The 11,955-nt window shown below is 68.1% G+C and carries 6 protein-coding genes and 1 tRNA gene; 5 read left to right on the top strand and 2 right to left on the bottom strand.

All coding sequences use genetic code 11. From position 1 onward, the window contains the following. Positions 1-80 precede the first annotated feature (80 nt). A complete protein-coding gene (locus AC1DW3_RS09290) occupies positions 81-1,565 on the top strand; it encodes an NAD-dependent succinate-semialdehyde dehydrogenase (RefSeq protein ID WP_477930722.1) in 1,485 nt (494 codons plus the stop codon). A 96-nt stretch (positions 1,566-1,661) separates the two neighbouring features. Here AC1DW3_RS09290 and AC1DW3_RS09295 read toward each other — a convergent pair whose 3' ends face one another. Continuing rightward, on the bottom strand, positions 1,662-5,138 hold the full coding sequence (locus AC1DW3_RS09295; RefSeq protein WP_477930724.1) for a TonB-dependent receptor: 3,477 nt from the start codon (positions 5,136-5,138) through the stop codon (positions 1,662-1,664). A 438-nt stretch (positions 5,139-5,576) separates the two neighbouring features. Here AC1DW3_RS09295 and AC1DW3_RS09300 point away from each other — a divergent pair, with 438 nt between their 5' ends. The 3 genes from AC1DW3_RS09300 to AC1DW3_RS09310 all read left to right on the top strand — a co-directional run bounded on the left by AC1DW3_RS09300 (position 5,577) and on the right by AC1DW3_RS09310 (position 10,939). Further along, complete coding sequence (locus AC1DW3_RS09300; protein ID WP_477930725.1) at positions 5,577-7,253, top strand: bifunctional metallophosphatase/5'-nucleotidase; 1,677 nt, start codon at positions 5,577-5,579, stop codon at positions 7,251-7,253. Between the two features lie 147 nt (positions 7,254-7,400). After that, entirely contained in the window at positions 7,401-9,998 is a 2,598-nt protein-coding gene (locus AC1DW3_RS09305) for a response regulator (RefSeq protein ID WP_477930727.1), read from the top strand. Between the two features lie 2 nt (positions 9,999-10,000). Next, positions 10,001-10,939, top strand: a complete 939-nt coding sequence (locus AC1DW3_RS09310; protein WP_477930729.1) for a diguanylate cyclase — start codon at positions 10,001-10,003, stop codon at positions 10,937-10,939. A gap of 21 nt (positions 10,940-10,960) precedes the next feature. Here AC1DW3_RS09310 and AC1DW3_RS09315 read toward each other — a convergent pair whose 3' ends face one another. Continuing rightward, positions 10,961-11,743, bottom strand: coding sequence for a hypothetical protein (locus tag AC1DW3_RS09315; protein WP_477930731.1), 783 nt, complete (start codon positions 11,741-11,743; stop codon positions 10,961-10,963). 109 nt (positions 11,744-11,852) lie between these two features. Here AC1DW3_RS09315 and AC1DW3_RS09320 point away from each other — a divergent pair. Beyond that, positions 11,853-11,926 (top strand) — tRNA-Gly (locus AC1DW3_RS09320). Positions 11,927-11,955 lie beyond the last annotated feature (29 nt).

Consider the following 11,955-nt stretch of genomic DNA (forward strand, 5'->3'; position numbering starts at 1 on the left):
AACGCGGCGTATTGCCGTAGCGCCAGTAGGCCCTCATCCCGCGGGTAGAGTGGCTGTCAATACGACTGGAGAAGCCCCGAATGGACGCGAATTCCCCGCTGGACGCCCTGGAGAACCCCGGCCTCCTGCGCACCCAAGCCTTGATCAATGGCGAATGGGTGGGTGCCGCCGCCACGTTTGCCGTCACCGACCCCGCCACCGGCCGCGAGCTGGCCCAGGTGCCCAATCTGGGCCGCGCCGAGGCCGATTCGGCCATCGCCGCCGCCGCCAATGCGCTGAATGCCTGGCGCTCCAAGCCGGCCAAGGAGCGCGCCGCCGTGCTGGTGCGCTGGCAGCAGCTGCTCGTCAAGCATGCCGACGATCTGGCCCGGCTGATGACGGCCGAACAGGGCAAGCCCCTGGCCGAGGCGCGCGGCGAGGTCATCTATGGCGCCAGCTTCCTGGACTGGTTTGCCGAGGAGGGCAAGCGCGTCTACGGCGAGACCATCCCGACGACCGACCCGACCAAGCGCTACCTGGTCATCAAGCAGGCCGTCGGCGTCTGCGCGGCCATCACGCCGTGGAACTTCCCGCTGGCCATGATCACGCGCAAGGTCGCCCCAGCCCTGGCTGCCGGCTGCACCGTCATCATCAAGCCGGCCGAGGCCACGCCGCTGACGGCCCTGGCCGCCGCCGAGCTGGCCCAGCAGGCCGGCATGCCGGCGGGCGTGCTCAACGTGCTGACGGCCGACTCGCAGCAATCCATCGAGATCGGCCAGGTGCTGTGCGAAAGCGATGTCGTGCGCCATCTGTCCTTCACCGGCTCGACCGAGGTGGGCCGCATCCTGATGAAGCAGTGCGCGCCGTCCATCAAGAAGCTCAGCCTGGAGCTGGGCGGCAATGCGCCCTTCATCGTCTTCGACGATGCCGACCTGGACTCGGCCGTCGAAGGCGCCATCGCCAGCAAATACCGCAACGCCGGCCAGACCTGCGTCTGCGCCAACCGCATCTATGTGCAGGCTGGTGTCTACGACGCCTTCCTGGAGAAGTTCGCGGCCAAGGTCGGCGCACTGAAGACGGGCAACGGGTTTGACGCGGGCATCAATGTCGGGCCGTTGATCGACGACGCCGCGCTGCAGAAGGTGGAAACCCACGTGGCCGACGCCATCGCCCTGGGCGCCAAGCTGCTGGCCGGTGGCAAGCGCATCGAGACGGCCGGCGGCAACTTCTTCGAGCCGACGCTGCTGGCCGATGCGACGCCGCAGATGCTGTGCTCGCGCGAGGAGACCTTCGGCCCCGTGGCGCCCATCTTCAAGTTCCAGACCGAAGAGGATGCGATCCGCCTGGCCAACTCGACCGAGTTCGGCCTGGCCAGCTATTTCTACAGCCGCGACATCGGCCGCATCTTCCGCGTCGGCGAGGCGCTGGAGTACGGCATGGTGGGCGTCAACACCGGCCTGATCTCGACGGCCGAGGTGCCGTTTGGCGGCGTCAAGCAATCGGGCCTGGGCCGCGAGGGCGGGCGCCAGGGCATCGAGGACTATGTCGAGGTGAAATACCTCTGCCTGGGCGACATCCAGAAATAGCCGATTCGCGCAGCAATAAAAAAAGGGGCCCTTTTGGGGCCCCTTTGCTTTGGCAGGACCGATAAGGCGGTCCTGCTTTTCTTGCTCTTTGCGCGATCAGAACTCGTAGCGAGCCGTGATCTGAGCGGCCCACTGGGACTCGCCCTTGACCTGACGCTGCGTGTAGTCGTCCACCACCGGGTTGACCTGGTAGATGTACTTGCCGTTGGCATCCAGACCGACGTAGTTCACGAAGGTACGACGCTGACCGCCGGCCGACTGGAAGTTCATCTCGTTGATGCGGCCCCAGCGGTTGTTGATCAGGTTGCCGAAGTTCAGGATGTCCAGCGTCAGCACGCCCTTGTGCTTGGCGCTGAAGCCCGGGATTTCCTGGCTCACGCGCACGTCGAAGCTGTTGGTGAAGGGCGAGAAGGCGCTGTTGCGCTTGACCACGGAGCCCTTGGCGTCGCGCAGGGCCTTGTTGGAATCAACGATGCTCCAGAACAGGGTTTCGTTGGTCTTGTTCGTGGCGGTGTCACCCAGGAAGACCACTTCACCCGAGCCAAATGCCGTCGGCACGTACATCAGGTCATTGCCCGAGACGCCGTCGCCGTTCAAGTCGTTGCGGTAGGTCCAGCTGTAGGGCTTGCCCTTGCGGCCTTCATAGAACACACCGACCGTCGTCTTGTACTTGCCGATCAGGGCTTGCGACCAGTTCAGGGACGCATTGAAGCGGTCCTTCACCAGATAGGCCGAGTTGGCATCGACGTTCTCGTTCGGGTTGAACACCGAGCGGGCGTTGAAGTTGGAGTTGGACACCGACGACGTCAGCGGGCTGACTTCCGTGGCCGACGTGCGGGTGTAGGCCACTTGCCAGTTCAGGCCACCAATCGGCTTGCTGCTGCCCAGCGTCAGGGTGACGGAGTCGCCGCCGCCCTTGTCCGTGCCGGTCGCCAGCAAGACGTTGTTGTAGTTCGGGTTGGACAGCGCGCGGTTGCGGGTACCCTCGCTCGCAGCCGTCTTGGCGCAGATCGTGTTAGCCGTCGTCAGGAGGGCGCCCGTGGGGCTCCAGCAGGACCCGCTCAGCGCAGCAGGCGTGTAGTACAGCTCGCGGCCGTCCTTGCCGGTGGCCGTCGGCGCGCCGAGGTTCAGGTGCTGGTAGTAGATACCGTCCTTGACCTTGGTGTGCACCCACTCGGCGCCTGCCACCATGTTCATCGGGAGCTCGGCGTCGAAGGCCAGGTTGAACTTCCAGACGGAAGGCTGGCGCAGCGAAGCATCGATCAGGTCGACGTTGACGGCCGAGGCACCGAAACCGGTGGTCGGCTGCTTGCTCGGATCCGGGTTGAACATGCCGTCCTTGGTCGTCGAGCCGAGCACGCAGGCCGCGAAGCCGGTGTTGCCGCAACCCACGAAGCCGGTCGCCAGGCCCGTGTTGGAGAACGGGTTGGACATCCAGACGTTGGCCGCTGCGCCCTGGAACAAGCCGAAGCCGCCGCGGACTTGCTTCTTCTGGTTGGCCTTGCTGTCCAGCACGTAGTTGAACCACACGCGAGGCTGGGCCAGGTCGGTGCCGTCGGCCGTGATGCTGTTGTTGCGACCGAAGCCGCCGGTGGCGCGGGTCACCAGGTTGCCGCTGACGGTGCCAGCCACAGCGCCGGTCAGCACAGGCGCGTTCTGGGCAGGCGAATCGGGCACCGAGGTGCGGTCATAGCGCAGGCCGGCACCCAGCGTCAGCTTGCTGTTGACCGTCCAGCTGTCCTGGAGGAACAGGCCGGTGTTGGCCATCGACCAGCGGGCAACGCCGTCGTCCAGCGACTTGCCGGGCAGCGGAATCTGCACCTGGTAGCCGCTCGGGCGGCCACGGGAGAAGTTCTCCAGCACGGCAGCTTCCACGAGGGTGCCACTCAGCGCCGAGCAGGTCACAGCGCCCGTCAGGCCGGCCGTGGTGTAGGTGCCGGCGGGGCCGTTGATACAACCGAAGGTGTAGTTGCCGTTGACGTTCTGGAAGAAGGCGTTGTAGACCTTGTTGTTGCTGTAGTCAGCGCCGCCCTTGATCTCGTGGTCACCCACGACCCAGTTGGCACCGAAGTAGCCGTCGAAGGTCTTGGTGTCGAGGATGTTGAACTGGCGGCTGAGTTCCGTACCGAAGTTCAGGAAGCGGGTGCCGGCGTTGATGCCCGCGGGCGAACCGGCAGGGGCAGCGCCCGAGAACGACAGGCCGATGGCCGGCAGCTTGCTGTTGTTCACCGGCTCCGCGTGATAGTCGCGGTTGGACAGCTTCAGCTCGGTCGAGAAGTTCGGCGTCCAGTCGGCGAACCATTGGCCCACGACGGTCTCGATGGTCTTCTTCTGGTTCCACCACCACGAGGTCAGGTTCAAGCCGGTGGCGCTGTAGGTACCGAAGTTGGTTTCGGCCTGGTCCGTCTTGGTGTAGCGGATGTTGGCGCGATGGTTTTCGCTGATGTTCCAGTCCAGCTTGAGCAGCGTGTCCTTGACCGTGACAGGCGCTGAAGCGTTCGGCGTGCCAATGTCCATGTTGTACTTGGTCTTGGCGATCGACGCTGCCGAGTCGATGGCCGCCTGCGAAATCGCCACGTTGGTCAGCGGGCTGCCGACCGGGCCGAATTCGGGCTGGGCACGGGTGCTCTTCAGTTCTTCGTAGCTGCCGAAGAAGAACAGCTTGTCCTTGATGATGGGGCCGCCAACGGTGAAACCCTTGGTGCTTTCCGTGTACGGCAGGAAGGCGAATTGCGTGTTGGTGACGCGATTGAAGCGGCGGCCGCTCATCGTGTCGTCACGGTAGACGTAATAGACGCTGCCCTTGAGCTCGTTCGTACCCGACTTGGTCACGGCGTTGATGTTGGCGCCGGTGTAGCCCTGCTGGGTGACGTCGTAGTTCGAGATGTTGACCTGCACCGACTGGATCGCGTCGATGGAGATCGGCTGCTTGATCGTCGGCAGGTTGTTGGCCTCGAGGCCGAAGGTGTCGTTGATCTTGACGCCGTCGACCGTGATCGAGTTGTAGCGCGAGTTCTGGCCGCCGGCCGAGATCTCACCGCGCTCCTTGTCGGTCTGCGACAGGCGCGGATCCTGGCGGGCGTAGTCCTGCAGGTTGCGGGCGATGGAAGCGTAGGCGTCCAGCTCCTGGCGGCCCAGGCTCGTGCCGGCACCGGCGTTGGAGCTGTTGAACTTGCTGTTGGCGTTCGTGGCGCTGCCCGTCACGACGACGGCTTCCAGCGTCTGGCCACCCAGGCGGATGTCGAAGTTCAGGCTCTCAGCCAGCTGCAGGTAGATGTCGTCCTGGCTGCTGCGGTCCGCGCCCTTGGTGGTGGTGACGGTGTAGGGGCCACCCACGCGCAGGCCGCGGACGCTGTAGCGACCTTCGGCATCAGTCACGAAGGTGTTCGTCGAGCCGGACTCACGGTGCACGATGGTCACGGTGGCGCCAGCCACCGGGGTACCCTCAGCCGAGGTGACGCGGCCACCGATGGCGGCCGTCGTGTTCTGCGCCATTGCGGGCGCGGCGGCCACGATGGCCACGGCGGCGCACAGCGCCGACAACGGGAATCCAGACCCAAACCTGTTGCTCATCCCAATCACTCCTGTTGTGCGCGCGGCAGCCCGCGGCTGATGTGTCGAAAGTGGTCACGCAAGCGTCATGAAGCGCTCGCCGCTGTCGCGTCTGCGGCGCCCAAAGAGGGCGCGGCCGCTACGGTGACGGAATTGTCATGACTTTCTGTGACAGAACTTTACGGGTAAGTCAGAAGTGGCCCGTTTCAGACACTGGTGCCCGGCGTGAGGCACTGCGACAGTGCGTCGCTTGCCGGCGACATCGACCCCGTTTCGGGCCCTTTGGACAGGGCAATACGGAACTGAGCCCATGAAGCGGGACCGAGTTTGCACCGAGTTGGTGCAATCTTTACTGGAATGTAAACCTAGCGCCGGAGCGCCCGCGATGTAGCGAAACCGCGACAAACTCGCGCTACAAACCGACCTCCAAGATCCCAGCCTCCTCCAAGCAGCTTCGTCATGGTCCCAACCCACCCCTTCCGACTCGGTGCCGGCCTCATCCTGGGCGCCGTGCTCGCCGGCTGCGCCACCCAGCAGCCCAGCGCCCCGACAGAGCTGACGCTGCTGTCCATCAACGACTTCCACGGCAACATCCAGCCCGCCGACCCGACACCGCTGCTGCCGCGCCTGCCCGACGCGACGGGCGCCATCAAGGCCCAGCCCGCCGGCGGCGCGGCCTATCTGGCAACGGCCCTGGCCACGTTGAAGGCCAAGAACCCCGACGCGCTGGTCGTCGCCGGCGGCGACCTGATCGGCGCCTCGCCGCTGATCTCCAATCTGTTGCGCGATGAGCCGACGCTGACGGCCATGTCCCAGCTCGGCATTGCCGCCAGCGCCTTGGGCAACCATGAGCTGGACGCCGGCCTGCCCGAACTGCTGCGCCAGGCCCGCGGCGAATGCGGCGCGGCAGGCTGCCTGTGGCCGGGCTACAAGGGCCCCGGCTTCCCCTATCTCGGCGCCAACGTGCTGGACGCCAACACCGGCAAGCCGCTGCTGCCCACCCATGTTCTCAAGCAGGCCGGCGCGCTGAAGGTCGCCATCGCCGGCGTGGCCACCCTGGAGACGCCGCATGTCATCGTCGCCCGGGCCATCAAGGGCATCCGCTTCGCCGACGAGGCCGACACGCTGAACGCGCTGGTGCCCCAGCTCAAGGCCGAGGGCGCTCAGGTGCTGGTGGCCGTCATGCATGAAGGCGGCGTACAGGGCAAGGACGGCGGCGCCAACGATCCGACCTATACCTGCCCGACGCTGACCGGCCGCGTGCAGGACATCGCCAAGCGGCTGGACCCGGCCTACGCCATCATCATCGGCGGCCACACCCACCAGGCCTACACCTGCAAGATCGACGGCCGCCTCGTCGTCCAAGCCGGCAGCTATGGCGGCTGGATCACCGAAAGCCACCTCAAGTTCGATACCGCCGGCAAGGTGATCGACGCCCAGGCCGTCAACCACCCGGTGCTGCAGTCGGCCTATGCCCCCAACCCGGCCCTGGTGGCGCTGGTCGCCCAGGCCGCCGCGCTGACCGAAGCCGCGCGCAACAAGCCGGTCACCACGCTGACGCAAGGCGCCGTGCGCAGCGCCAAGGAGCCCAACGGCGATTCCACGCTGGGCAATCTGATCGCCGACAGCCAGCTCGCCTTCGCCCGCAAGCAGGGTCCGGCCGACGTGGCCTTCATGAACCCGGGCGGCATCCGCGCCGACCTGACCGTCAAGCCCGGCAGGCCGACGACGATGAGCGACCTGCTCGCCATCCAGCCCTTCGGCAACGATATCGTCGCGGTGACGCTGAGCGGCCAGCAGCTGCTGGACATACTGCAGCGCCAGCTGCCCAAGGCCGATGCCGCGCCGCGCATGCTGCAGCCCTCGTCGACGCTGCGCTACCGCTGGCGCGCAGGTGCCGACGGCGTCGCCCAGCTCGTCGACCCGCGCATCAACGGCGAGCCGGTCGATGCCGCGCGCAACTACCGCGTCGTCATCAACAACTTCCTGTCCGAAGGCGGCGACGCCCAGACCGGCTTCAAGCATGGCCGCGACCGCGCCGTGCTCGGCACCGACATCGACGCCCTCGTCGAACTGCTGCGCGACAACCCCCAGGCCGTGGCCCAGGCCGCCCCTGGCCGCATCGTGCGAGAGTGAGTCAACGCACGCAGACAGGGCCCTAGGGCAAACCTGTAACTTCTTGTAGCGACCCGGCGACGGCGGCATGGTTGCCCCGTCCTAGACTCGAAGCGCCCGGCACTGCTGGCCGGGCAACAGCGGCTCGGGGGCGTGATGGCATGGGACATGCAAGCTGGCGGTGACGCCCAGCCTCGGGCCGGTCCTGCGGCCACGAGCGCCTCGCCCAGCCCGCTGATCCGCGAAGTGATCGCCAACCTGCCCTGCGGCCTGGCCGTCTTCGACGCCGAGCGCCGCCTGCTGGTGCACAACGCCGAGTTCGAGCGCCTGCTCAATGTGCCGGCCTCGCTGTTCGAAGAGCCACCGCTGCGCTTCGACGACCTCATCCTCTTCTTCGCCGCCCGCGGCGACTACGGCCAGGGCGAGCAGGCCCGTGCTTCGGTCGACGCGGCCCTGGCCCTGGGCCGCGACCAGCGCCCCAACCGCCTCGAGACCTATCGCACCGGCGACCGCCTCATCGAGGCCCGCACCGCGCCCTTGCCCGATGGCGGCCTGGTGCTGACCGTGCTGGACCTGACGCCGCAGGCCCAGGCGCGGCTGGCCGCCGAGCGCGCCTCGCAGGCCAAGACGCGCTTCCTGGCCAATATGAGCCACGAGATCCGCACGCCGATGAACGCCGTGCTCGGCATGCTGCGCCTCTTGCAGAAGACGCCGCTGGACGCCCGCCAGCGCGACTACGCCGTCAAGAGCGAAGGCGCCGCGCGCGGCCTGCTCGGCCTGCTGAACGACATCCTCGACTTCTCCAAGATCGAGGCCGGCCACCTCGGCCTGGACCCGCACCCCACGCGCCTGGACGAGCTGCTGCGCGACCTCTCCGTCATCCTGGCCGCCAATGTCGACAAGCGCGAGCTCGAGCTGCTCTTCGACCTCGACCCCACCCTGCCCCCGGTCATCCTGGCCGACGCGCTGCGCCTGCAGCAGGTGCTGATCAACCTGGCCGGCAACGCCCTCAAGTTCACGCAGGCCGGCGAGGTCGTGCTCGGCATCTCGCGCGTGTCGCAAAGCGCCAGCGGCGTCGTGCTCGCCTTCTCGGTGCGCGACACCGGCATCGGCATCGCGCCCGAGCAGCAGCAGCGCATCTTCTCGGGCTTTGCCCAGGCCGAGGCCTCCACGGCGCGGCGCTTTGGTGGCACCGGCCTGGGTCTGGCCATCAGCCGCCGCCTGGTGCGCCTGATGGGCGGCGACATCCACCTCGAAAGCAGCCCAGGCCTCGGCAGCCACTTCAGCTTCACGCTGAGCTTTCCCCTGCCCACCGAAGAGGTCGCCCCGGCACCGCGCCAGGCCCTGCAGGCCCTGGTCATCGACGACCACCCCGAAGCGCGTCGCGTCATCGGCACGCTGGCCCAATCCCTGGGCTGGACGGCGCGCCTGGCCGCCAGCGGCGCCGAGGCGCTGGAACTCATCGCCAGCGGCACGCCCGAGGTCGTGCTGCTCGACTGGGTCATGCCCGGCATGGACGGCTGGCAGACCGCCGTGCACCTGCGCCAGCGCCTCGGCCCCGAGCCGCTGATCCTGATGGTCACCAGCCACGACCGCGAGCGCCTGGCCCAGCGCAGCGCGGCCGAGCAAGCCCTGCTCGATGGCTTCCTCGTCAAGCCCATCACCGCCACCATGCTGAGCCAGGCCGTCAGCACCGCCATCCAGGCACGCTGCAGTGAGGGCGACCCACCCGAAGCTGCACCGCAGCGCCTGGCCGGCCTGCACCTGCTCGTCGTCGAGGACAACCCCGGCAACCAGCAGGTCACGCGCGAGCTGCTCGAACTCGAAGGGGCCCAGGTCAGCCTGGCCGGCGACGGCCAGCAGGCCCTGACCCTGCTCGCCCAGACCCGCGGCCGGCGCAGCTTCGACGCCGTGCTGATGGACGTGCAGATGCCCGTCATGGACGGCACGACGGCGACAAGGCTGATCCGCCGCCAGCTCGGCCTGACCCTGCCCATCATTGCGATGACAGCCGGCGCCCTGGACGCCGAACGCCAGGCCTGCCTGGAAGCCGGCATGGACGAGCACATCGGCAAGCCCTTCGACCCCGATGTGCTGGTGGCCGTGCTCAGGCGGCGTTGCGGCGCCGCGCCCACGGCAGCCAAGGCCGCCGCGGCCGAGCTGCCGTCCACCCTGCTGGCCGACGCTGGCCGCGCCGGCATCGCGCTGGCCGAGGCCCTGGCGCGCATGTCCGGCCGCGTCGAGCTCTTCGAGCGCACGCTGGCCGCCCTGCACGAGCAGGATCGCAAGCTCGCCCAGGCGCTGGCCGAAGGAGGCCGCACCGCCACCCGCGGCCTGCATGGCTACCGCGGCCTGGCCGCCATGCTGGGCGCCGGTGAGCTGGCCGCGCTGGCCGCCGAAGGCGAACATGCCGCAGCGCCCGATGAGGACTGGCGCCGCCGCTTTCTCGAACGCCGCCAGGCCGACCTCGCCGCGCTGGACCGGCTCGCCGCCGACCTGCACGCCCGCCAGGCGCTGCATGACGACCTTGCCGCGCAGGACCGGCCCGCCACACCGGGCAGCCTCGCCCAACGCGTGGGGGCCCTCGCCGACCTGCTCGACGGCGCCGATCTCGAGGCCCTGGACGTCCACCAGGGCCTGCGCGAGCGACTGCGGCAGGAAGCCGATGAAGACACCGCCACCGCCCTCGACTCGGCCATGGACGCCCTCGATTTCGGCACCGCACTGACGCTGTGCCGCCGCCTGCGCACGACGCTTGAGGCCTAAGCATGATGCAACTCTTTCTGCCCGACCGCGCCCCCTTGACGCAGGGCCAGGCGCCGCCGGGCCGCCGCCCGCGCCTGCTGCTCGTCGACGACCAGCCCGTCAACATCCAGGCCCTGCATCGCGTCTTCGCCAGCGACTGCCAGGTGCTGATGGCCACCGACGGCGGCCGCGCCCTGCAGCTCTGCCGCGACCGCCAGCCCGACGTCGTGTTGCTGGACGTGCAGATGCCCGGCATGGACGGCCACCAGCTCTGCGCCGAGCTCAAGGCCGACCCGCTGCTGCGCTCCATCGCCGTCATCTTCGTGACCGCGCAGGACCTGCCCGAGGACGAGACCCGGGCGCTGGACGCCGGTGCGGCCGACTTCATCACCAAGCCCTTCAACCCCACCGTCGTGCGGGCCCGCGTCAGGACGCAGCTGACGCTCAAGGCCCAGGCGGATCTGCTGCGCGAGCTCGCCTTTGTCGACGGCCTGACGGGCGTGCACAACCGACGCCATTTCGACGAACGCTTCATCGCCGAGGCGCGCCGCTCGCAACGCACGCGCGCACCGCTGGCCATCGTGCTGGCGGACGTGGATCACTTCAAGCGCTACAACGACGCGCTGGGGCATCTGGCGGGAGACGACTGCCTGCGCCGCGTGGCGGGAGCGTTGCGAGCCTGCTTGAGGCGGCCGACGGATCTGCTGGCGCGCTACGGTGGCGAGGAGTTCGTCTGCCTGCTGCCGGACACCGACCTCGCCGGGGCCATCGGCGTGGCGCAGTTGATGGAGGACACCGTGAGAGCCCTGTCACTGCCGCATCCCGGGGTGGAAGGCTGCGTGACGATCAGCCTGGGAGTGTCGGCGGGGGCGCAGGGCCAGGGGCTGGTGGAGGCCGCGGACAAGGCGCTGTATCTGGCCAAGGCGGCCGGACGAGGCCGCGTCAGCTGGGTTGAAGGCTGACTTCCAGCGCCACCGGGACTTTCACCGCGAGGTCGTCGACATGCCGAGGATGGCGCTCATGAGCTGGTTATCCAGCGCGCTGGACTGGGCGACACGCACGGGCAACTCGTCGGCCTTGCCCTGCCGCTTGTCCGTCCACACCAGCTTCACGGGCACCAGCACGCGGCCGAAGTAGTACTCGCCGCCGGAGACCTGCGCCAGCGGAATGAGCAGCTTGGTGGCCATGCCCTGGTCGCCAGCGCCCTGCTCCATCAGGTCGGACACGGGCAGCGAGTGCTCCGTCCAGCCGTCGCCCTGCGTGTCCAGCTCCCCGTAGCGCTTGAGCTGGGTGCCGTTACCGGTGAGGCCGAAATCCTTCTGGCGCACGACGAGCTTGAGGTCGCTGGTGGCCGTCTTGCCCAGGTTGCTGAGCTTCACGTAGACGATCTGGCGCAGGTACAGGCCGGTCGGGCCCGCCCCCGTCATCAGGTGGCGCCCGGCCGCCCAGTTCTTGCTGCCTTCGACCAGTTGGCTCTCCAGCGCCGCGTCCAGCACCTTCATCGGCATCTGCTGCTGGCGCACGGTGGCGGCGAACTCGGCGGCGTTCTGCGCACCCAGCTCGGCCACGAGGCGGGGGGCGAGGTCGTAGCGCTCGCTGTTGAGCTTGAGTTCGCTGGAGGCGGCCTGCGTGGCGGCGAGCCGCTGGTTGGTCTCGCGCGTCGTGATGGCCACGTAGAACGACAGGCCCGCCGTCCCGATGGCGAGCAAGGGCGCGGCGTACTTGATGAAGGTGTCCAGGGCGTTGGGCGGTGCGGGGTCGCTCATGAGGTGGCCGGCAGCTGGGTTGCGACACTGTGGCCCGAAGGCGCGTCCGCCGTCCATCCTGCCGATGGAGGACGGGGTGCGCGGAGCGCCTCTAGAATGCGGACCGAGCGCGGGATTCGTATAGTGGCAATACCCTAGCTTCCCAAGCTAGAGCCGCGGGTTCGATTCCCGCATCCCGCTCCACCGCGGCCAAAACGGCCCCATACGTTCAT

Source organism: Roseateles sp. P2_H4, assembly GCF_056403315.1.